This window comes from Thalassospira lucentensis MCCC 1A00383 = DSM 14000, from assembly GCF_000421265.1.
Taxonomy (GTDB): Bacteria; Pseudomonadota; Alphaproteobacteria; order Rhodospirillales; family Thalassospiraceae; genus Thalassospira; species Thalassospira lucentensis.
Genome location: NZ_ATWN01000004.1, coordinates 262,982 through 284,376, shown reverse-complemented (window position 1 = coordinate 284,376; position 21,395 = coordinate 262,982). Strand labels below are relative to the sequence as shown.

The 21,395-nt window shown below is 56.4% G+C and carries 23 protein-coding genes; 8 read left to right on the top strand and 15 right to left on the bottom strand.

Going from position 1 to position 21,395, the window contains the following annotated elements; all coding sequences use genetic code 11:
• Positions 1-25: 25 nt before the first annotated feature.
• The 8 genes from K355_RS0110425 to K355_RS0110390 form a co-directional block, all read right to left on the bottom strand.
• Positions 26-475, bottom strand: coding sequence for a hypothetical protein (locus K355_RS0110425; protein WP_022732082.1), 450 nt, complete (start codon positions 473-475; stop codon positions 26-28).
• Entirely contained in the window at positions 475-2,415 is a 1,941-nt protein-coding gene (locus K355_RS0110420; protein ID WP_022732081.1) for a phage tail protein, read from the bottom strand. Before K355_RS0110420 ends, K355_RS0110425 begins: the two co-directional genes overlap by 1 nt.
• 155 nt (positions 2,416-2,570) lie before the next feature.
• On the bottom strand, positions 2,571-3,149 hold the full coding sequence (locus K355_RS0110415) for a phage connector family protein (protein ID WP_022732080.1): 579 nt from the start codon (positions 3,147-3,149) through the stop codon (positions 2,571-2,573).
• A gap of 78 nt (positions 3,150-3,227) precedes the next feature.
• On the bottom strand, positions 3,228-3,899 hold the full coding sequence (locus K355_RS0110410; RefSeq protein WP_147250371.1) for a hypothetical protein: 672 nt from the start codon (positions 3,897-3,899) through the stop codon (positions 3,228-3,230).
• An 8-nt stretch (positions 3,900-3,907) separates the two neighbouring features.
• Positions 3,908-4,549: a phage tail protein gene (locus tag K355_RS0110405; protein ID WP_022732078.1), complete on the bottom strand. Its 642-nt coding sequence runs from the start codon at positions 4,547-4,549 to the stop codon at positions 3,908-3,910.
• 73 nt (positions 4,550-4,622) lie between these two features.
• Positions 4,623-5,168, bottom strand: coding sequence for a phage tail protein (locus tag K355_RS0110400; protein ID WP_022732077.1), 546 nt, complete (start codon positions 5,166-5,168; stop codon positions 4,623-4,625).
• A gap of 93 nt (positions 5,169-5,261) precedes the next feature.
• Positions 5,262-5,537, bottom strand: a complete 276-nt coding sequence (locus tag K355_RS0110395) for a hypothetical protein (protein ID WP_022732076.1) — start codon at positions 5,535-5,537, stop codon at positions 5,262-5,264.
• Between the two features lie 162 nt (positions 5,538-5,699).
• Positions 5,700-6,515, bottom strand: coding sequence for a phage capsid protein (locus K355_RS0110390; RefSeq protein WP_022732075.1), 816 nt, complete (start codon positions 6,513-6,515; stop codon positions 5,700-5,702).
• A gap of 227 nt (positions 6,516-6,742) precedes the next feature.
• Between K355_RS0110390 and K355_RS0110385 the strand changes: the two genes are divergently transcribed.
• Positions 6,743-7,372, top strand: coding sequence for a hypothetical protein (locus tag K355_RS0110385; RefSeq protein ID WP_022732074.1), 630 nt, complete (start codon positions 6,743-6,745; stop codon positions 7,370-7,372).
• A 23-nt stretch (positions 7,373-7,395) separates the two neighbouring features.
• On the opposite strand, the gene K355_RS23770 is transcribed toward K355_RS0110385, so the two are convergent.
• From K355_RS23770 to K355_RS0110355, 6 genes are all read right to left on the bottom strand, one after another.
• Positions 7,396-8,070 carry a capsid assembly protein gene (locus tag K355_RS23770; protein ID WP_022732073.1) on the bottom strand — a complete coding sequence of 225 codons (675 nt, stop codon included), beginning with the start codon at positions 8,068-8,070 and terminating at the stop codon, positions 7,396-7,398.
• A gap of 103 nt (positions 8,071-8,173) precedes the next feature.
• The gene (locus K355_RS0110375) at positions 8,174-8,413 is read right to left on the bottom strand and encodes a Bbp19 family protein (RefSeq protein WP_022732072.1); all 240 of its coding nucleotides are present in this window, start codon (positions 8,411-8,413) and stop codon (positions 8,174-8,176) included.
• A complete protein-coding gene (locus tag K355_RS0110370; RefSeq protein ID WP_245562934.1) occupies positions 8,410-10,143 on the bottom strand; it encodes a portal protein in 1,734 nt (577 codons plus the stop codon). The genes K355_RS0110375 and K355_RS0110370 overlap by 4 nt, the downstream gene beginning before the upstream one ends.
• 3 nt (positions 10,144-10,146) lie before the next feature.
• Positions 10,147-10,395, bottom strand: coding sequence for a hypothetical protein (locus K355_RS0110365; protein WP_022732070.1), 249 nt, complete (start codon positions 10,393-10,395; stop codon positions 10,147-10,149).
• Positions 10,396-10,620: 225 nt separating this feature from the next.
• Positions 10,621-11,127 carry a hypothetical protein gene (locus K355_RS23765; protein ID WP_022732069.1) on the bottom strand — a complete coding sequence of 169 codons (507 nt, stop codon included), beginning with the start codon at positions 11,125-11,127 and terminating at the stop codon, positions 10,621-10,623.
• Complete coding sequence (locus K355_RS0110355; RefSeq protein WP_028791508.1) at positions 11,115-11,555, bottom strand: hypothetical protein; 441 nt, start codon at positions 11,553-11,555, stop codon at positions 11,115-11,117. Before K355_RS0110355 ends, K355_RS23765 begins: the two co-directional genes overlap by 13 nt.
• Before the next feature lie 613 nt (positions 11,556-12,168).
• Between K355_RS0110355 and K355_RS0110350 the strand changes: the two genes are divergently transcribed.
• On the top strand, positions 12,169-13,980 hold the full coding sequence (locus tag K355_RS0110350; RefSeq protein WP_022732067.1) for an autotransporter outer membrane beta-barrel domain-containing protein: 1,812 nt from the start codon (positions 12,169-12,171) through the stop codon (positions 13,978-13,980).
• A 49-nt stretch (positions 13,981-14,029) separates the two neighbouring features.
• On the opposite strand, the gene K355_RS0110345 is transcribed toward K355_RS0110350, so the two are convergent.
• On the bottom strand, positions 14,030-15,082 hold the full coding sequence (locus tag K355_RS0110345) for a LacI family DNA-binding transcriptional regulator (RefSeq protein ID WP_022732066.1): 1,053 nt from the start codon (positions 15,080-15,082) through the stop codon (positions 14,030-14,032).
• 148 nt (positions 15,083-15,230) lie between these two features.
• Here K355_RS0110345 and K355_RS0110340 point away from each other — a divergent pair, with 148 nt between their 5' ends.
• The 6 genes from K355_RS0110340 (at position 15,231) to K355_RS23755 (ending at position 21,330) form a co-directional block, all read left to right on the top strand.
• Positions 15,231-16,256, top strand: coding sequence for a TRAP transporter substrate-binding protein (locus tag K355_RS0110340; RefSeq protein ID WP_022732065.1), 1,026 nt, complete (start codon positions 15,231-15,233; stop codon positions 16,254-16,256).
• A gap of 87 nt (positions 16,257-16,343) precedes the next feature.
• Positions 16,344-16,946 (top strand): TRAP transporter small permease, encoded by a 603-nt coding sequence (locus tag K355_RS23760; protein ID WP_081649498.1) that lies wholly within the window; start codon positions 16,344-16,346, stop codon positions 16,944-16,946.
• On the top strand, positions 16,943-18,220 hold the full coding sequence (locus K355_RS0110330; protein ID WP_022732063.1) for a TRAP transporter large permease: 1,278 nt from the start codon (positions 16,943-16,945) through the stop codon (positions 18,218-18,220). Before K355_RS23760 ends, K355_RS0110330 begins: the two co-directional genes overlap by 4 nt.
• 10 nt (positions 18,221-18,230) lie before the next feature.
• Entirely contained in the window at positions 18,231-18,770 is a 540-nt protein-coding gene (locus K355_RS0110325; RefSeq protein ID WP_022732062.1) for a VOC family protein, read from the top strand.
• A gap of 3 nt (positions 18,771-18,773) precedes the next feature.
• Complete coding sequence (locus K355_RS0110320; RefSeq protein WP_022732061.1) at positions 18,774-20,045, top strand: RuBisCO large subunit C-terminal-like domain-containing protein; 1,272 nt, start codon at positions 18,774-18,776, stop codon at positions 20,043-20,045.
• Positions 20,046-20,052: 7 nt separating this feature from the next.
• Positions 20,053-21,330 carry a four-carbon acid sugar kinase family protein gene (locus K355_RS23755; protein ID WP_022732060.1) on the top strand — a complete coding sequence of 426 codons (1,278 nt, stop codon included), beginning with the start codon at positions 20,053-20,055 and terminating at the stop codon, positions 21,328-21,330.
• Positions 21,331-21,395: the final 65 nt, after the last annotated feature.

The window sequence follows — 21,395 nt, the reverse complement described above, 5'->3', positions numbered from 1 at the left end:
ACCGAAATCCGATCCGCGTGGTTGGTTATCCGCCCCAACCATCACGCCGCGCAAACCACGCGCTTAACCGTGCCACCGTGTCATCCTGTGCTGATCGCAATAGCGACTTTTCGCGCCAGTCGGCCCGTTGATTGATCCGGGTGCGGTTGCGCGCGGCCTCGGCATCATCAAGCGCCGCATCGGACAGGGCGGCCTTTTCATATCCGGCCAGAACCGCACTGGCCGACCCGCTGCCCCCGGCCATCTGGCCAGATGCGCCTTGCCGCGCACGCGCACGGGCTTGTCGAACACGCAGATCTTCGGCCCGCGCCACATCGCGTTCGGCCTTGGTTGCGGCAATCGCCTCAAGATCGGCCTTTCTTTGGGCTTCGGTCTGGGCCACGGCACTTTGCTGGCGGGCCTGATGGACCGAAATCTGCTGCCCGGTTTGCAGCACCGATGCCGCCATTGGCACAATTGATGAAAATCCACCCATCAGTCATTCACCCCCAACTCACTTGCCACACCGAGTAATAAAAAAGGCCGGGGAAGGTCCCCGGCAATGCGCCATAGTCCACTGTTGACCGTCCCGCCACTGCCGCGCCGCCATCCCAGACTGCGCAGCGTGATATCACCGCTATAAAGCCCTCCTTGATCATCCGCATCATCGGTGGAAACCGGCAACCGCACATCGCGCAATCCGCGCCCGGTATCCATGCGAAGCTGCCCGGTTTTCTGCAATCGCAAGGTGGCCGAAATCAGCCGCACCGCATTGCCGCCATGCGGCCGCGTGCCATCCGATGCAGCGGGTGGCAGGGCGGCAATTTCATGGGTAAAGGGCAAGCCAACACTAAGTGCCGTCACGGCATCGGGCACCGTCACCGTGCCCCCGCCAATGGGGTGATCATGGATCAACTGATTGCCCGCCCAGACCGACACCGTTTCCCCGTCCAGCGCATCAAGATGGCCCCAATGGCGACGCGGCACGTGCCCCGGTTCAAGCGCCTGATCAATGGCCAGATCAAGACCGGCATTCGCGTCAAACACCCCAAGGAAATAACGCTCCGCGCGCTCAACCCCGACATAGACATCCCCGCCCGACACCGCCACGGCGCGAAACGCGCTGTCTTGCACCGATTGCGATGACCATGCGGTGATGTTTTCACTGCGATACAGGGTCAAGGTACCAAGACTGCCATCAGCCATCACCACATGGAGCAACCGACGATCCGCGTCATAGGCCTGATCCATCGGCTGATTGACCAGATGACGCGATAGCAACGCCAAATCAGCCGATCCATAGGCCTGCTCGACATCGGTAAACAGGAATTCGCGAATTTCACGCCCGCTGCGCCCGGCAAACACCGTCGCCCCGTCAATATTGACCAGTGGCACGGTGCGCGCACTTTGGCTGCCAATCCGGGTTTGGCGGGTGATCTGAATGTTGGCCGGGGTCAGTGGATCACCCGTCACCATCCATTCCGACCCGCTGGTAAACACCTGCAAATGCCGCCCGGCAAACACCCCGGTAATTGCATTGACCTGATCGGCCAAAAGGGCAAACTCAATTGCCTCGTCATCGAGCCCTTCGCCCAAATCAAAGTTGAACAAATCACCCGACCGCGACATCCACAACCGGTTGGGCAAATCACGCGATCCGCCAATCACCATGCGGTCCTGATGAAACGTCACGCTGCGCGGCCAGCCCCGGACATCGGAAAAAGCCTGTTCTTCGACATCGCTGGTTTCATTGGCGTTGGGCAGGTTTTGTTTCAGGGTAATCGACGCATGGCGCGCATCGGCAACGGCGATGATTTCGCCCTCAATCCCGGCAATGCGCCATAATGTGCCAACGTGGCCTGCCACAAACAGATCGGCATTGGCGGTAAGCGTGACCGTGCCACTTGTCCCCGACGGGGTGACAGTCAACGCCGGCTCACCAAATTTGTAATAGGGCTGACGGGTTTTATAGGTGCTTTCGCGCCACGCCCATTTGGACATTTCCCATCCACCTGTTTGCGGATTGGACACATCGTTGGTGCGGGTCAAGCGCATCGGCGCCACGTCGGGATGGACCACCAGCAACGTATCGGCACTTTGCGTCCAGTTCAAAAGATCATGATGCGCGACCCCGAACGGCGTTTCAAACCGGTGCGTCGCCACGCCATCCTTAAACACCAGCCCCTCATAATCGCCAAACGCCAGGATATAGGCCTGCTCGGTATTGAACTCGAACGCGATCAACCGCACCGCACCGGGCAATTTATCAATCAACCGAACACCGGGCCGCCGGCGCACCCCGCCCGACGGCTCAACAAACACATTATGCAACCGCGCCGCCCCATTGGCATAGGCATTCAAATCCGACCGCCCCCACAATTCCGGTGCCAGTTCCCCGGTCGAAAACGTGTTTTTCTCAAGAACGCGGCGTGCCATATGGGGCTCCTGCAATTATGAAAAACTCAGGTTAAGTCAGGTTATTGAGATGTGGCTCGAGATCCCCGCCTGCGCGGGGATGACGATGCCCAAAAAATGAAATTGAACGCCGTCATTCCCGCGCAGGCGGGAATCTCCCGCAACAGGCTCGTCCCCTACCCCCGCGCGGAAATAAGGGAAAAATCCTCAATCGCATGCGGTGTCGATTGCTGCGCATCGGCAAGCCTTGCTTCGCGCAATTGGTCCTCGGCACGCTTAAAAAGATACTCCGCGCGGGTACTGCTTTCGGTCAGCGGCAGGCAAAACTCGGCTGCCAATCGCGCCATCAACGCCAGATCAAACCACGCCGGAAAGCTGCCCTCTGGCAAGCGCGCGACATAGGACAAATAGGCACTGTCACCGGCCACCTGCACCGCCTGATCACGCAACTCGAACTGCGCAATCTTGCCACCCTCATGTTCAAGCGACAGCAGGCGGATAAAATCGCGCGGCAAGGCAAACAGAGTACTGCAATCCTTGGGCGATACCGACGCATCTTCGTCCGCCAAGCGCGACAACCAAGCCCCCCGCCCGGCAAACCGCCACGGATAGCCTGCCAGCATCCCGTCACGCACGGTGGGATAAAGCATCCGGGCAATCTCGGCCTCGGCCACGTCTTCCTCAAAAGATGAAATCGGCGCCGCCCCAATCATCACCAATGCGCGTGCACACAACGCCACATCACTCAACGCCATCATTTCCCCCAAACAAAAACGGAGCCCGGAAAACCGGGCTCCGCAAGGAGTCAAACCGTTAGAACCGACCTATTCGTCTCAGGCAATGCGGCGAATTACACACTCCATATGGATGTCCGGCAGGCCTGAATCAGGATCGCCAACACCCAACGCGTTTGTTACACGATCGTCACTGCAAAGGTACTGCAGCTTGAACGTCGTTGGTTGGGTAAGCGTGATGATGCGGCCGAAAACGCCAAGCATGAAACTATTCTGACCTGTTGAACCACCATGCCCCGTCGTACTATCAATCGTAACAGGATCACCTGCTACAGATTGAAGACGAGAACGTGTTACGCCTGTCTTATGGAACTGCTGCACAAAATCGACAACATAAGTACCCGCCCCCAAAACAAACTGATTATTGGCAATATCCGTACTCGCATCCGCAATAGAATTTTCTTCTTCATAATTGATGTTTCGGTCCTGCCAACTGCCGGAAACAGACGGACCACCGTTACCCCCAGCCGCTGTCTTGTGCTGAAGACGAAGAACTTCAACATTCTGGTTGTTGCTAGCGTTACCGCCAAACAACGTTTCCAGTGCTTGAAGCAACTGGGTATCGTCCATGCGATCCGGTGCGATCTCTGCCGCACGGACAACATTCATAACTTCGCTTTCGACCGGGCTCAAACACTGCATATCAATTCTCCAACTCGGGTAAAAAAGGAACCCCGGCAAACAAGGTCTGCCGGGGATATCGGGTGTCATTTCAAAGCTTATGCCGACGTCGGATAAAACGCCTTAATCGCATAGGTCATTGCGATGTTGCGCGGGCGGGTTTCGTTGGCTGTACTCACAACTCGTGAAGCATCAAAGTCCACTCCATATGGCGCATAGCTTGAAGCCGCCGGTGCATTTGACGGCAAGCCGTTGGTATTGTCCCCGAATACACCCTCATAAATATCATTGCCGTCACGCAATCCGCTGCCACCAAAACGCCCAGTTATGTTTTCAATTGCAAAGTCTTGCTGTGAAGCAAACAAACGCGCGATGTCCACACCACGCCCAGCATCAAAGCCACGCACGAATTCACCGCGAAGGTCTGGCAGGTTAAAGGTCGAGACCTGATCACCATGCCCCCAAAGCGTGCCAATGGTGGCAAACAGATCGGCATATTCGGTACGTGAGATGACCGAGCCGTCACAAACCAGCCAGCCTTCCGGCGGGGTTGGCATGGCAAAGGCGGAAACCGATCCGATTTCGCTACCGGTGACAACACCGACACCGCCCGAACCGCCATTGGTGATCAGACTTTCAATCGCCTGCAATAGCTGGGTTTTGTCATCACAATCAGGCCAGATACCGGCCCCCTGAATGACATTCAGAACTTCACATTCCACTGGGGTAGATCCCTGCATAAGCAGTCTCCTTGGTTGGATAAAGAAAACCCCGGCAACGGATGCTGCCGGGGTCAGGGGGTACTAAATGCACTTAGCTGGATGCCGCCACCGGATGAAATGCTTTGATCCCGAAAGTGACGGCAACATTACGCGGCCGCGTTTCGTCTGCAGTACGAGCATCAGGCGACATAGCACTATCGAATTCCAAAGGAACAATTTTGGCCCCTGAGCCGTAAGAGTTTACAATCTTGTCTGCAACAGAAGAACTTGCTGAGAAAACGCCTTGCGCGTTCGGGTATGTGGTATTTAGGTATACGTTTTCGATACTACCCGTTATCTGCTGCATAGCGTCTTGCTGCATGGCGCCAACTGCGTTGCTTGCGGTTGCTCCCCGGATAAATTCATCGCGCAAATCAGGTAAATTGAAAGTTGTAGAACCGTCGCCTTCACCCCAGATATCGCCAATGAGCGCATAAAGCTCTGCATAATCTTCACGGGAGACTTCAGCACCATCGCAGTTCAAAAAACCAGTAGGTATTTCCGAACCGGCGAAGATCGAAATCGATGAAATAGGTTCGAACATCCCCGCAAGTTGATCAACATCGAATTCGCTACAAACCTTAACCTTGGTCATCATTTTCATTCCTTTGACTGGGTAAAAAGAAACCCCGACAGAAAACTGCCGGGGCGAGGTTGAGGGAGGAAGAAGAGAGAGAGAATAAGGTTGGGATCAGTCGGTGTTGCCGGTGCCAATTGCTGTCATATCGCGGACATCAACGCCGCCTGCCCCGGAACTTGCGACAACGAACAGGCCGCCGGACATCGTGGCGTCGCGGTTGGTGTTGGCGATGATGAAATCGCCGACGCGCAGCATGTCACGCGCATCAGCAAAGTAATCGGCGGTATCAACGTCAGCCGCGACGTCCGGGGTGATGTAGTGCCACAGCGTAAAGCCATTGGCATATGCCAGAACACTGAGGTTTCTGGCTTTGAAACCTTCTGCCATTGGGGGCTCCTGTTGTTGGGTCAATGTTGGGGTGAGCTTGCGGGTCGAGGTTCCCGCCTTCGCGGGAATGACATCCGTTCCATGCACCGGCCTTACGCACCGTCACCCCCGCGAAAGCGGGGGTCTCGCGCCGCATGCTCACTGAAAGTTTAGAACGTCTGTTTATTCCTGAGCCTGCAAACAGGTCACACCATCGCCATCAATCAGCGTTGCGCCCTGGCTCATGGAGTTGTTCACAAAGTGCGCGGCATGATCACCATGCCAGGTGATGTCGGACTGCACGTCCGATCCAATCGCATGGCCGATGGCCGTGCGGTGATACCAGAAGCACGAGCGAATACCGCTTGCCACCGGCAGGCCCGAATGGGGCATCCAAAGGGTGCCGAGCCAGCGTTTGGCCTGCGTTCCCTTCCACGGCAAATCATCATCGCCGACATAGTCGGAGCGTGAAAACGCATCGATCAAAAGCAGTTCCGACCATTGTTTCCAGCCGACAATCGCATAACGCTGCCCGTCATCGGGCACATCGCGGTCGCCAAGCCCCTCAAACGCCATCATCACCTTATCAAGCGTCATGCCGTCGGTATTATGGGGCAGGATATCGGGGGCCGTGGTCAGGGCATTGATGATCAACTCGTCGGTTTTACGGCCCAACGCATAGGCCCCGGCATTGGCCAGAACCATCTTTTCATCATGGTTGATTTTAAGCTCATCGAGCGCATCAACCCAGTCCCCGGCATAGTAATCACGCAAATCACAGCGCACCGCCTCGTGATCGACATTCATCACCGGCACCTTGCCGTGGCGCGCCTTGGTGGTGGCCGTGCCCTTGCCGACTTTCTGAAAAACGGTGGTTGCCCCCTTCACACTGTTTTTGACCCGCACCGTATTGCGCAGTTTTGATCCCATGCGTTGATAGGCCTGATGCACATCGGCCTGAAAGTGGTCGACAAAGCTTTGATCGATTGTATCGCTCATTGGTTTATTTCCCCTTTGGTTGATCCTGTGGTTGATCCTGTGACCTGACATTCAGGCACGTCATATTCCCACCGCGATCCGGTCATCTTTTGGTCAAGGTTTGGCTGTTATGTGCAATGGATGCCCCCGGACTTTTCGGGGGTATTTTGATCTGTCGGGTTTCAAGCAGACCGGATGTGTTTTTCGGGCAGTTGCCCACCCCTTGAATTTTGAGTTGGAGCTTGACGTTGCGCGGAAAACTGTTTGCCTTGATTGTCCTGATCGGGATCGGTACAGCTGCGTATTTCCTGCTGCCACTCACCCCGATCCCGGCCTATTTTGAAAATGTCACCCACCGGATCGGCCTGCTGTTTGGCAGCCAACCCGACGAACAGGAACCGCTTCCCGCCCGGCTTGAAAACAAGCTCAGCAAACTGGGTGTGAGCGCCGGGGTGCCCGTCGCGGTGCAAATCCTGACCGATAATGGTGCGGTCGCGCTTTGGGTGCATGACGCGGATCGTTTCCGCCCGCTTGAAATCTATCCGTTTTGCAGCGATGTCGTGCGCAACGGCGATCTTTCCGCCTATCACGGCGATTACCGCATTGTTGCAAAGGACATCCTTTTAAACCGTGACGGACATGCATCCGTGATGCTCAATCGGGCGGCTGATGGCCCCAAAACCGACCTGGCCCTTAATGGTGGCTGTGCGACCGAGCAGGGCATCCCGCTTGAAAGTGACGATCTGCGCGACATCATGCTGATGACCAATGCCGCCCTTCAAAACGGGCAGGCGTATATCCCGGTATCGATCTATCCAACCGCCGCCGATCAACCCCTGCCCGACCTTAAGACCAGCGGACAAAAGCAAACCGACTAAGGCCGCCACCTTAACCGCATCCTTCAGTCATGCAGGCGGGAAAATGCCGCCTGTACTTCGGCAACAATCACCGGATCGCGATCCCGCCAGTAGCGCGGATCGTTCATTTTGTGCTGAATATCAGACCGCATTCCGGCGGTTGGTTCGGATGTGTCGGCGCGCCCCAAACCGGCTTCTTTGCCCGCCGTCATCAACCGATGCAGGGCCTTGACCCCGCTTGCGGTTTGACACATTGCATCAAAGGCGGCATCGGGCAGGTTTTCACGGCCCCATTTCTCGATCTTAGGGGCCAGGGATTTCCATGCCTGCGCGCCGCCAAATTCCGCCACCAAGGCCGCCCGGTCACTGGCGCGCTGCCCGGCCTGCTGGACCTGTTCGACCATCGAGGGAATGATTTCCCCGGCCAGATCATAGACAAGCTGCGCCTGCGCATTGTTAAACCCGGCCTTGTGCAGGCGTTCATTCAACGCCGCATCAACCCCGCCCAACCCCTCATCAACCGAAATCGCATAGTCATCGGGATTGTCGGGAATGATCGCCAGATTACTCTCGACATCCTCCGGCGCGGTTGGGATCACATCGGGGGCCGGTGTTTGGTCCAGTCCGAAATCGACCAGAGGGCCCGTTTTTGGGGGTGTCTCTGTTGCGATTTCTGTCGTGGGTTCTAAATCTGTTTCCTGTGCCGGAATGGTTGTCATGCCGGTTCTCCGTTTATGAGGTTTGCGAAAGATTGAGCTTGTGGGTCGAGGTTCCCGCCTTCGCGGGAATGACGTTCGTTCCATACCGCTATTTTAGGCATCGTCACTCCCCCGTTTCGCGTGATGCCAGCCGCATTATCTGTAACACCAATCCACGCTGCCCTTCGCGCATCCAAAGGGCGGCCTGTCCGGCATCCGGGCCCAAGGATGACCGGACAAATTGTGTTTCAAGATCGCGTAAAACCTGCTGTCCGGCATCGCTGGCAAAGCAGGTCTGCCAGTGTGTGCCGGCATCGTTTTCTTTTGCGGCAGTGTCAGGGTCAAACCAATCCCAGCCGGTCATGATGTGCCCTCCAAAACCTCAGGCGGCAAATGGGGCCGCAAGACGTGCTCGGGCACGCCAAACTGATCGGCCAGCCAATGGACCATCGCGGGCACATCAACCTCGTTCATCGCATCGGGGCCAAGTCCCGCGATGCGCGATACCCAATCAAGCACCTGTGCGGCCTTTACCCGTTTTGGCAACTGTGCCAAGGGCGCGGCATGGCGCAGAACGACCACATCGCCATCAATCGGAATGTCGGGCAGCTCCCCGCGTTTGGCGAGGATGTAAAGGGCGCGTGCGATCAGTGGATAGAGCAATTCGGCCTGCAACCGGCCATAGGTGGCACCGAGCAACCGCACATTTTCCGATGCACGTTCAAGCACCTCGGTCGCGGTCATGCCCGGTTGATCGACCTGCGCCAACCGGTCGGCCAGCAAGCAACGCCGGATACGATCACGAAGGTCGCCTAAGACCAGATCGGATACATCAAACCGCCCCGGTGCATCCAATGGCGTTAACCCCGCCGATCCGACCGCCTTTGGAATGATGCTTCCCGGTACCAGTCGAATGGTGGCGGGATTAAGCACCCCGTCATCGTCGGCCTGCCAAATGCCGGTGACCGCGATGGAGGCGTTTTTAAGCACCAGTTCGACCACCTTGTTGGCGGTTTTAATATCGGGCAGCGCCTTCATCACAGGCGACCTGCCATAAATCTCACCCGGCGCCTTCATCCAGCGAAAGGCAACATAGGGCGAGACATCAAAATGATCGCGAAACAGCACGTCATCACTGGCGGTGTGCGGACCATCGCCACCCCCACCGCCACCCCCATCGGCATAAAACACACAAAGGCCATAGCCAGTGCGTTCCGGACCATGGGGCATCACCGCCTCGATCACGGTGTGGCGTTTTTGACCCTGCGCCTCATCTTCCCCTTTCGCGATGGTGGGCAGTTTGGCATCGGGCCAGGTGGCGAGAATGTCAGATCGGGTCAGGCTGAGTGTGCGAAACACCGCATCCATTTTGCCATCAACCCGTTCCTCAAACACCAGATCACGTAACGGCACGGCAGCAAAGCGAAAGGCCGACGGGCTTTTGAAATCATCACTTTCAAGCCGCAAGCAGGCCGTGCCCGCCGTCACCAGGTCCAAAAAGGCCTGATGCATTTCAACGGCAAAATTGGACCGGTCAAAATGCCCCTGTAAAATCCGAACCGCGCGGCCGAGTTGTTCGGTTAAAACCGCCCGATCCCCGCCCGCAACATTGCCGCCCGGCTCCAGATCAAACCAGCCACCGGCGGGCGGGGTGATTTCGGCCATCAAACTCGCGGCAAGTTGTTCGACCGCATCGGGTGCGGTTGCATCAAACACCCGATCCAGCCGTTTGCCACCACTGGTTTGCAGGGCCGCGCCATTGCGTTGTGGCAGGGCAAACTCATAACAGTCCTGCCAATGGGCCAGCCACGTGCGGCGTTTGTCCACGGCCGCCTGATAGCGTTGGCGCAAGACCGAAACCGAAAGGTCATTTTGCGGTGTGTTGCGATGGGGGCTGATCGTCATCCCGGTATTCGCGCCCCCCTGTCCTCTCGCCTGTCCTGTCGCCTGTCCAGATAGCTGCCCCGATGCCCCGGTCGAAGCACTGGTCGAGGCCCCAGTCGAGGCCCCAGTCGATGCCCCGGCCAATGTCGACATGTCGCCACCTGCGTTCATTCCTGGCTTGCGATAGGTTCGCTTTGTCTTTCTCGCCATGCCCTAATCCCCCAACAGATTTTTGCCGCCCGCCGCCCCATTCACCGCACGGCTGATCCGGTCCGACAGCACCCCGCGGTGCCCGGTCGCAATCAGGCTGGCCCGGCCATACCGCCGACGTTCCAGTGCTTCTTGACGGGCGGTGCGGGTTGCGTCCTGCGCACTGTCAGCACTTTGCGTTGGCGTTGGTGCTTGGCTTGCCGAAGGGGCGTGTGTTGCTGTTGGTTTGGGTGTCGAAAACAAACTTCCCATCGGGGCCTCCTGATATGAGCATGAGCATCCGGCACAAGATCCCCGCCTTCGCGGGGATGACGACGCCCAAAACGACAGCAAGGAACAAGCGTCATTCCCGCGAAGGCGGGAACCTCCCGCCACATATTCCCCACCGCCGAAAACAAAAACGCCCGCAGGGCCAAAAGCCATGCGGGCGCAGGTGTGGTGTTGATTTGTCTGTTATGTCACATTAAAAAGAACAAATCAAGAACATTTTTCAGAAAAATGTACCTGACCTGATTTTTCCGTGCTTTCACTGCGTTTCACAAGGGTGCGATAAAGCTGATGCGGGGTGACAATCCAAACACCGCCAATGCCCAACAGCCGCTTGATCATCTCGACACAGCTCATCGGGCCCAGCCGGATTTTGCGCGGCAATGATCGCGGATACTCGGCCCAAACGCAATGATGGCCAATCGCCCGATAATAGGATGCCGGATCAAATAGCGACGAATAACACCACGTCTCGCACCGGATGCGATGGCTTTGCGGATCAAGGCAAATCCATTCCCCGGCCCGCGCACCCGACACCAGTACAAAGCAATGGCGAAATCCGGGTTTCAGGATACGTAACAGCGGCTTTTCCGGCGCATCGCCAAACACCACCAGCACCGAAACCTCCCGACCTGAAGCCGATTGATCGACCCAGTCGCGCGCCATCCCGCCAACGGTTTTTACGCTAACGGTGCCCTCAAAACCTACATCCCGCATGGTGATAAATCCCCGCTCATTTCGATCATGACATCTTCATTGTCAAAGGTTTCGGGCGGGCGCAACTCAACGATGTCACGCGCAATCAATTCGGGTTCAAGGGCGGCCATGGTCGCACACCACAGATCATGTTTGGGCTGTTCGCGGAGGTCGCGCGGATCGGGCAACCGTTCCACCAGTCCGTAATATTCAATCACCTGCAAATGCCGGTCGGTCAAAGCCCCGCCCTGTTTAAGACGCATCACCGCGTTATAAACATCATCAGGATCGCACGGGCGCACCACCTCACCGGCATCGGCAATCACGCGCGCCCCTTCGATGCGGGCTGTTTGACAGCGCACAAACCAGAACCACGCCTGCTCGGCGCTGGCAAACGGCGTGATGGGCCGTTCTGACAGGGGTTTTGGAAAAAGTCTCTGTTCGGTCACGTCGCCCTCCTGCATGTTGAACTCATCCCCAACACCGGCAACGCGCCACCCAGTCGGTTATGCCAAACCGGCGGCAAAAGGATGTGACTGACCGTTGGCGCATGGCTTTTCCATGCACCTTTGATGGCTGTTGATCAGTGATTTCCCCTTATCGTGACGGTATCGTAGATCGGCGTGATGCGCTGTGCGACGGCTGCTTGTGCAAGGCCGTTTGATGCCCGAACCCGATAAAATCACGGCTACTTCCGGATGCAATTCCGGTGTTGATGCACAAGCTATAATCCCCTTTTGTTCTTTTTGTAAAGGATTAATTTCCTATTTAGCTAAGCAAACTAAAAAGGCGCGTTTCCCGGCTCCCGACAAAGAGTAGCATTTCAAACATCCCCCTTCACCCAACCAATGGTAGTGCGTCTTTGCAAAAAAAGTCCGATGCAATGTATCATGTTGCCAAGCAGCAAGAGTTTCCAATGTCCTTGCCTAAAACACTCCTGAGAAGAAGAACCTTTTTAAAATCAATCCTTAAGAAAATGCATGGCACCTTTTGGTTTCCTCTGGACAAGCAATGCCATCCTTTCTAAACCTAGCATTGAACAGGGCGATTTCGGGGAAGGTCATGAACATTTTTACAACCCAAAAGCGCAACGGTGTTGTTGCAGCTTCTGCAATCATAGCAGGGCTATGCGGCGCGTCTTTTCTAGCGACACGTGCTCAGGCAGCAACGAACCTTTGCGCCTCAGTAAACGGCAACACCTATTCCCAACTGTCGCTCACGGGACAGGGGAATACGGGTGACAGCTATTCGTTTACCGTTCAGAACTTAACCGGAAGTTCGGTAAATATCGGCATTGCATATGCCGTAGGCAGCGATACGACCTACGTCACCTCTGGTGGGGCAAGCGGCGAAGCGCTTGCAAATGGTGGCTCCAAAGTCTTTAACTTTACGGCAAGCACGACCGATTCGAACGCCCAACTTATTTTAAATGATCCGTCAGGTTCTGCAAATCTGACCTTCGCAGTCACTTGTACGGCACAAAGCTCCGGCTCAAACACCTCAAACGAAACCACCAGCAAAGACGTGATTTCCGCGGTTTCACGCTCGCAGACCACGGTGATCCAGCAAAATATCGGCGCGCGCGCTTCGGCTGTGACCGGGGGCGGCGCTGGTGGGGCGACCGGACCTGCCGGCAGCACTGTTGACGACGATACGACGAGCCTAATGAGCAACCTGACGGGGCCCTTTTCCGACAACAATCGCCCTCACAGCAACAGTACCAGCATCACCGATGGCGATGATGCACTACGCCGGATGGCCATGATGGGCAGCTTTGACAGCTCGGCCGGTGCAGGTTTGTCCGCCCTTGGTCTTGGCCCGACAGATCAGGGCACGGTCGGCGGTGCGGGCGGCATTGATGGACGGTCGGCATTTAGAACCCCATCCCCCGTCACCGTTTGGGGCCATGGGTCGTTTACCTCGGTCGAGAACGATTATGTTTCCGGCACAACCGATAGCCGCTATGACGGCGATGTCTGGGGCTATAATATCGGGCTGGATTACAGCTTGACCCCGGCACTGACGGCGGGCATGTCGCTTGGCTATAATGACACCGACTTAACGACGAGCTTCAATTCGGGCACTTACGCGGAAAAAGGCTGGGTCGTTTCGCCCTATGCCATTTATCGCCCAATCGCCAACCTCAATGTGGTTGCCGAAGCAGGCTTTGGTCAGGGGGATATCGACACCACCCGTGACAGTGGTGCGGTACAGGGCAATACGGAGTCTGAACTGTGGTACGCCGCCCTTCGCGGGTCTTATCGGACGACACCGATTTCAGAATTGCCGTTCTTTGCCATCACACCGTCGGTTGGCCTGATCGCGGCGCGCAAAACCGTCGACAGCTACGCCGAAAGCGATGGCACCGCCGTTGGCACCACACGGTCAAACACCCGTCAGATCAACCCGTCGGTCGAGGCATCCTATGACCTGTTTCCGACAGAAAGTCTAACCATCACGCCGTTTGCCGAAACCGGGGTGATCTATGATTTCACCGATGAAATCAACGATGATGCAACCGCCTTCAATATCGGGGGTGGTGTGCGTCTTTCCGATCAGGCCACCGGCCTGAACGCCGCACTTGAGGCCAGCTATCTGGCCGGGCGGACCGATTACAACGAATACACCATCGGCGGCACGGTGACTTATGGCTTTGCCCTTTACGACGATGACGGGCGCAATCTGGGCATCGTCAAACCGTTCTTTGCCAGCAACCTTAATGAGTATGGCAACCAGCGCATCCGCACCGGTCTTGGCTTTGACAGTGGCCCTCTGACCAGTGAACTGGCCGTAAGCCACATGATGTCGGTGGCTAATGACGATGATGACACCGACACATCGTCGGTCGAATTGCGCATTTCAATGCCGTTCTAATCCGGTTAGCACCGGCAATAGACATCACCTGCTTAAACCTGCCCTGACCTCAGGGCAGGTTTTCTTTTACCACCACTTCCATGGTCAGTTTGGCGACATCGGCGTTTGGGTCACTGCCATTGCGCAGATTGTCGAAAATGCGCAGCGCATTTTGGACAATCGCGCCGGGGCTTTGGGTGATCACCACATCCATGATGTCTTCAAGCAAAAAGCGGCGGGTGTCAGGGGTCAGGCCATGGCCGATAAAGATGATGTCGCGGCCCCGGCCACTTTCGCGCAGCGCACGTGCCACCCCGTCGGACGAACCCCCAACATTATAAATCCCGACCAGATCAGGATATTCTTCAAGCAGGGACATGGTGTGGTGGTAGTTTTCGCTGCGGTCATCGTGGCCTTCGCGGGCCGCGACCAGCGACATGCCGGGAAAGGCTTCTTCCATCAGGCTTAAAAAGCCCATTTCGCGTTCTTCATGCGCGCGGTAAGTGCGGCTGGCCGCGATCAGTGCCACGCGCCCGCGATGGGGGTTACCCGCGCGGTTTGGCCCCATGAACCGGCCCAGCATATAGCCCGCTGTTCGGCCCACGGCGCGGTTATCAAGCCCGACATAGGCGGCATGGGGCACGCCGGAAATATCAGACACCACCGTGATCATATGTTTCCCGGCATCTTGCAATTCAGACACCGTTTCACGCACCAGCGGATGGTCAATCGCCATAAAGGCAATGCCATCGGCCTTTTGCCCATGCTGGCGGAGGGCCTCGGACAGGAGTTGCGGGTTAAACCCGTCAATGAAAAAGCACCGTGCGCGGATGTTCTGGCCCGTGGTCGCCTCGGCCGCGGTTTTGATCCGGTCGCCCAAAAGCCGCAAATACGGATTGGTCCCCGATGGCAGTAAAAACACCACCTGCATCGGTTTGGGTCGGAAGGTTTCGACCATATCGGTTTCGGGCAAATAACCAAGTTCGCCTGCAGCCTGCAACACGCGCTTTGCGGTGCGTTCACGCACACCGGGGCGCTTGTTTAACACGCGATCGACCGTGGCGGGTGACACCCCGCACAGCTCGGCAATATCCTTAATGATCGGCCCGGTTGTTTTTGGCATTTTTATCCTTAAAACATCAAAACGCATCATTTAATGATGTTTGATGATGGATAAACTTTCACGTACCTTGAGATTATTCAAGCAAAAATAAAAACAACCCAACGCGGAAAACAGCTAAAAGCAATCATAGACCATCAGGGAGGAAACCATGGTCACTGACACCAAATTCCGGCACATCAAATTCCGGCATATCGTTGCCACCTTCGCCGCCGCCGTATCCTGCAATGCCATGGTGCTTGGCGCACAGGCGCAAGAAATTGAGCTTAATTACGGCCACATGAATTCCCCGACCAGCATTGTCGGGCTTCAGGCCGACTGGCTGGCCGAAGAAGTCGCCAAAAACACCGACGGCAAGGTCAAGATTGACGTCTATCCGTCGTCCCAGCTTGGCAAGATTCAGGAACTGGCCGAAGGCGTTTCGATGGGGTCCATCGCACTTTCGCACAATACGGCAGGTGCCATCAGCTCGCTCTATGAAGATTTCGGCGTGCTTGATATCCCGTATCTGTACCGCGACTATGATCACCTGATGAATGTTGTCGATATTCATTCACCCGTCATGGAAAAGCTTAATCAGGGCCTGATCGACAATACCGGCATGCGTGTGCTCTATGCGTTTTACTTTGGCACCCGTCAGTTGACCACCGACCGTGCGATCAAAACCCCGGCGGATCTGGCCGGTGTTAAAATCCGCGCCATCCCGTCCCCGGTGTATCTGACCGCGGTTGAGGGCCTTGGTGCAGCACCGGTTCCCGTCGATTGGTCCGAAGTTCCGACCGCCCTTGCCACTGGCATCGTTCAGGGCCAGGAAAATCCGGTCAATGTTGCATTGGTCCATAAACTGTATGATGTGCAGTCACACATGATGCTGACCGGCCATATTTCGGCCGCCGAAATCGTCGTGATCAACGAGGAAATCTGGCAGGGCTTCCCCGATGACGTGAAGGCTGGCATTGAAAAGGCGGCGGAAACCGTGCGTCACAAAGCATCGAAAATGATCCTTGATAGCGAGGCAGGCGATCTTGAGCAGCTTAAGGAAGCTGGCATGACGATCATTGGCCCGGATGACGGGCTTGATGTTGCGGCCTTCCGCGCAGGTGTTGAAAAGCTTGTGCATGAGCGCTTTGACGAAAAATACGCCACGTATTTCGAAGAAATCGCTGCTGTAAAATAATCGCACCAAAGGGCGGTTCCGGGGGATATTTTTCCGGGGGAGCCGCCCTTACCGTGACTTTCATTGCCCATCATTTCAGGTTTCGTCATGCCTTACAGGAACTCCCCGATCTATCGGGGGCTGGACCGTATCTGCCGGGTTTTAACCACCTTTTCCATGGTGATGCTGGCCTTGATGACGGTACTGGTCGTCGGTCAGGTGATCTTGCGTAATATGTATGATCTTGGTCTGCCGTGGGCGGACGAGCTATCGCGCATTGCCAATGTCGCGCTGGTGTTTTTCGCGGTTCCGGCCTTGATGCTGCATAACCGTCATATCGCGATTGACCTTCTGTACAGTGCCTTGCATGCGCGCGGGCAAGCGATTTTGCGCTTTGCCAATTATGCGCTGATCACGGGCTTTGCCGGTATCTTCCTGTTTTCACTTTATAAATTTTTAAGCCGGGCGGGCAAATTCACCACCCCGTCGTTGAGCATGCCAAATTACGCGGTCTATGCGCCGGTGGTGATGGCCATTGTCCTTTTGTTGATCGTCGCACTCTATCGGCTGATCACGCGCACCGAAACCGCCCCGGATTACGAAGGCGAAGACGGGAACGCCGAAAGCGGCAATCCGATTGCCGATGCCATCGCCAAGGAAATGTCAGCGGGAATACTGGCTGAAGATACGTCCAAGGATCCCAAGAAATGATGAGTGCAACGCTTCTTATCCTGTTTCTGGCACTCATGATCATTCGCCTGCCGATTGCGGTGTGCCTTGGGCTGTCATCGGCCACCGTGATGATCCTGTTTAACTTGCCGATGACGGTTCTGGCCCAGCGCACGGTCAATGCGCTGGATTCAACCCCGCTTTTGGCCGTGCCGCTGTTTATCTTTGCCGCCAATCTTTTGAGCCTGTCGGGTGTGACCAATCATTTGTTTGAACTGGTGCGCATGATGGTTGGCTGGATCCGGGGCGGGACCGCACAGGTCAGCGTTCTGGTCAGCCTTATATTTTCCGGCGTATCAGGTGCGGCCTTGGCCGATATTGGCGCGCTGGGCGCGGTTCAGATCAAGATGATGCGCAAACAGGGCTATTCCGCCGAGTTTGCATCGGGCATCACCATGGCGGCGGCGACCATTGGGCCGATTTTCCCGCCCAGCATTCCGATCATTATCTTTGCCTCGGTCGCCAATGTATCGGCGGTCAAATTGCTGATTGCCGGGATTGTCCCCGCCGTTCTGATCACCCTGCTGTTGATGGCGCAGGTCGCCGTGATGGCCCGGATTTACAAGCTGCCGCGCGATGAAGTGACATTTTCGATTGCCGCCTTTGCGCGCAAATTCGTCATTTCCCTGCCCGCCCTGGCCGCCCCGGTTCTTTTGATTGGTGGCTTGATCTCGGGCTATTTCGGGCCGACCGAAGTGGCCGGTGTCACGGTGGCCTATGCGCTTTTGATTGGTAAATTTGTCTATCGCCAGCTTGACCTTAAACGGGTGATCACGGCCGCACGCGATACGGTCGATGCGACCGGCAGTGTGTTGTTCATTGTGTCGACCGCCGCCCTGTTTGCCTGGGTTCTGACCATGGACCGCCTGCCCGCCACCGCCAGCGAGTTTTTGCTGGGACTTTCAAGCGATCCTTTGGTGTTGCTGTTGATTGTCAATGTGTTGTTGCTGGTGGTCGGCATGTTCCTGGAATCAATTGCCGCCATCCTGATCATCGCCCCGATCATAACACCGGCGATGATGGCGGCGGGCGTTGATCCGCTGCAACTTGGTATCGTGTTTGTGCTCAACCTGATGATCGGGCTTCTGACCCCGCCTGTCGGCATGAGCCTTTATATGGTCAGCATCATCGCCAAGATGCCGCTGCACCGGGTGATCCGGGGCGGGTTGCCCTTCCTTCTTCCCCTATTTTTGTCGCTGCTTGCAGTGACCTGCATACCGGCGATCTCCGTCTGGTTGCCCAACCTTCTGGATTAAGTGAGGAAACATGAGCAGATTTCTCGGCGAAATTCGCCAGCTCGGTTACGTTGTGCCCGATATCGAAGCGGCCATGGACTATTGGGCCGAAACGATGGGTGTCGGCCCGTGGTATTATAACCCCAAGGTGCCGATCGAAGATTACCAGTATGACGGCAAATCCTACGACGTTCATAACTCGGTCGCCCTTGCCAATTCCGGCTATGTTCAGGTCGAACTGATCCAGACGCGCAACGATGCGCCGTCAATGTATCGCGACTTCCAGAAGGCTGGAAACACCGGCCTGCAACATGTTGCCTATTGGACCGAAGATTTCGACAACGATCTGGCCCTGATGCAAAGCAAGGGCTTTAACATCAAAATGAGCGGCAAGGTCGGGGACAATGGCCGGTTTGTCTATTTCGATAAGGAAATGCATCCGGGCACGGTGATTGAGCTGTCCGAAGTGGTCGGCCCCAAAGGCCGCCTGTTCAAATCCATTTATGAGGCGTCGATTGGCTGGAACGGCAAAGACCCGATCCGTCCTTTCCCGTCGCTGTCGGAAATCTGAGCCATGGACCTGATTGAAGCCCGATATCTGATCGAAACACCGTTCGAGCCCGAAAAAATCGCCACCATCATTGCTGGTGAGCAAAGCAGCGGCACGTTTGTGCGCGTTGCCGGGGAAACCGACGAACTGCGCGAACGTTGTTCGGCACGTGTGTTGTCGATCCGTGAACTGGCCCCGGCTGATCATCCCAGCCTGCAAAGTGCGTATCTGACCGCACGCGGCATCACTGGCCCATACCGCCGCGCCGAAGTCCGGGTTGGGTTTCCCGTCGATAATATCGGGCACAATCTGGCGACACTGGCGGCCACAGTTTCGGGCAATCTGTATGACTTGGGCGAGGTCACCGGGCTTAAGCTGATGGACATCAAACTGCCCAAGTCCTATCGCGATTTATATGATTATCCGGTTGCCGGGACCAAGGGCACACGTGCCCGGATGAAGGTTCATGACCGGCCGTTCTTTGGCACGATCATTAAACCCAATGTCGGACTTCGTACCCATGACATTGCCGATATGGTCGAACAGCTGTGCGAAGCCGGGGTCGATTTCATCAAGGATGATGAAGTTTGCGCCAATCCGGCATCCGCCCCGATCACGGACCGCATCCCGACCATCATGGAACGGGTGCGGGCCTATCGCGACCGCACCGGGCGCGACGTGATGATTGCCTTTAACATTACCGATGAAACTGATGCCATGCGCCGCCATGCTGATTTAATCGCCGAAAACGGCGGATCGTGCGCCATGGTCAGCATGAACTGGACCGGGTTATCGGCCTTGCAAACTCTGCGCGGATCGACCGACCTTGTGCTGCACGGGCATCGCAATGGTTTTGGCGCATTGTCGCGCCATCCACTGATCGGCATGGCGTTTCCGGCCTATCAGACGCTGTATCGTTTGACTGGCATGGACCATATGCATGTGCATGGCATGGGTGGCAAATTCTGTGACGAAGACAGCGAAGTACAGGCATCCGCCCAAATCTGTGCCGAGCCATTGGCACCGGGCAATGGTGACGAAGACCACGTTCTGCCAGTCTTCTCATCCGGGCAATGGGCCGGTACCATTCCGGCCACTTTTGAGGCGGTCGGATCGGCTGATTTCATGTTTCTTGCCGGGGGCGGCATTCTGGCCCATCCATCGGGCCCCAGTGCCGGGATCAAAAGCCTGCGTCAAGCATGGGACGCCTGCGAGGCAGGCGTCAGCCTTGAAAAACATGCCACGGGTCATTCCGAACTGGCCGAGGCCCTGACATTCTATGGTGCGCGGGGTTAGACATCTCATGACCAAGATCGTTTTCTGTGCTGATGATTTCACCGGTGCTTCTGATACGCTGGCAACGCTGGCGCGGGCCGGACTTTCAACGCGCCTGTATTTGAACGCACCGGCACCATCGGACAGTACAAACGATCTGGATGCCATTGGTGTCGCAACGTCGCTTCGTGCCCTTACGGTCGATGACAGCGTTGCGACCATCGGCCCCCTTGCCGATGCGCTGGCACGCACGAAGTGCGGTCTCTATCACTTCAAAGTCTGCTCAACATTCGACAGTAGCCCGGACATCGGCAACATTGCCGCCATTGCGGACCGTTACGCACACTCGGTCGGCACACGCTGGAAGGCGGTTATTGGCGGGCAGCCATCATTGCGGCGGTTCTGCCTGATGGGCAATTTGTTCGCCGGGGCGGGCAACGGGCATATTTACCGCATTGACCGTCATCCGGTGATGTCGGTGCACCCGGTAACCCCGATGCATGAAGCCAATCTGTGCCGCCACCTTGCCGCGCAAGGCTGGCCCAAGATCAGCCTGATTGATTTTACCATCATTCGCAAGGGCCGCGTTGCCCTGATCGATGAAATCCGCCGTCGTTTGGACGCCGGGGAATGTGAAACGCTGTTTGATGTGACCGATGACACTGACCTTCTGACCATCGGGGACGCCATCCGCGACATTGCCAAAACCGTTCCGACCCTGTGCGTTGGCGCCAGCAGTGTCGCGCAGGCCCTGTTTCCATCCTTTTCTCCAACAGCGCAAAGCGGGGCCAAAGCATCCCGTCGTGCGGGGCCGGTCTTTGCCTTTGCCGGAAGCCGGTCGTCCCATACCGCCGGACAAGTCGAAAATACCAGCACCTACATCAAACGCAGCATCGCGCCGAAAGACCTGCTTGACCCCGCCGGGGTCAAAGACCTTATTGGCGATAGCCTGTCGACCCTGAACGCGGGCAAGCACCTTTTGGTATCGCTGTCCGATGATCGCAATCACGACATTGGCAGTCACGCGTTGGCGCGTGCCAGTGCGGCCTTCATTGCCCAGATTTGCCAAAACACCGCCCTTGGGTTTTTGGCCATTGCCGGGGGCGATACATCAAGCCTTGCGGTGCAGGAACTTGGGATCAACAGCCTGTCTTTTGCTGCTGACTTTGATGCTGGTGCCCCGATCATCCGCGCACATGCTGACACGCCATATCTTGATGGCTTACCGATGCTGCTTAAAGGCGGTCAGATGGGAAAACACGACCTGTTTGATAACATCAGTGCTCTGCCGATTAATCCCGAATAACGGCTAAAACACTGGCCCGAACGGCAGGCATTATTTGCGCTGTTTACAGGAATTAATTCCTTCCG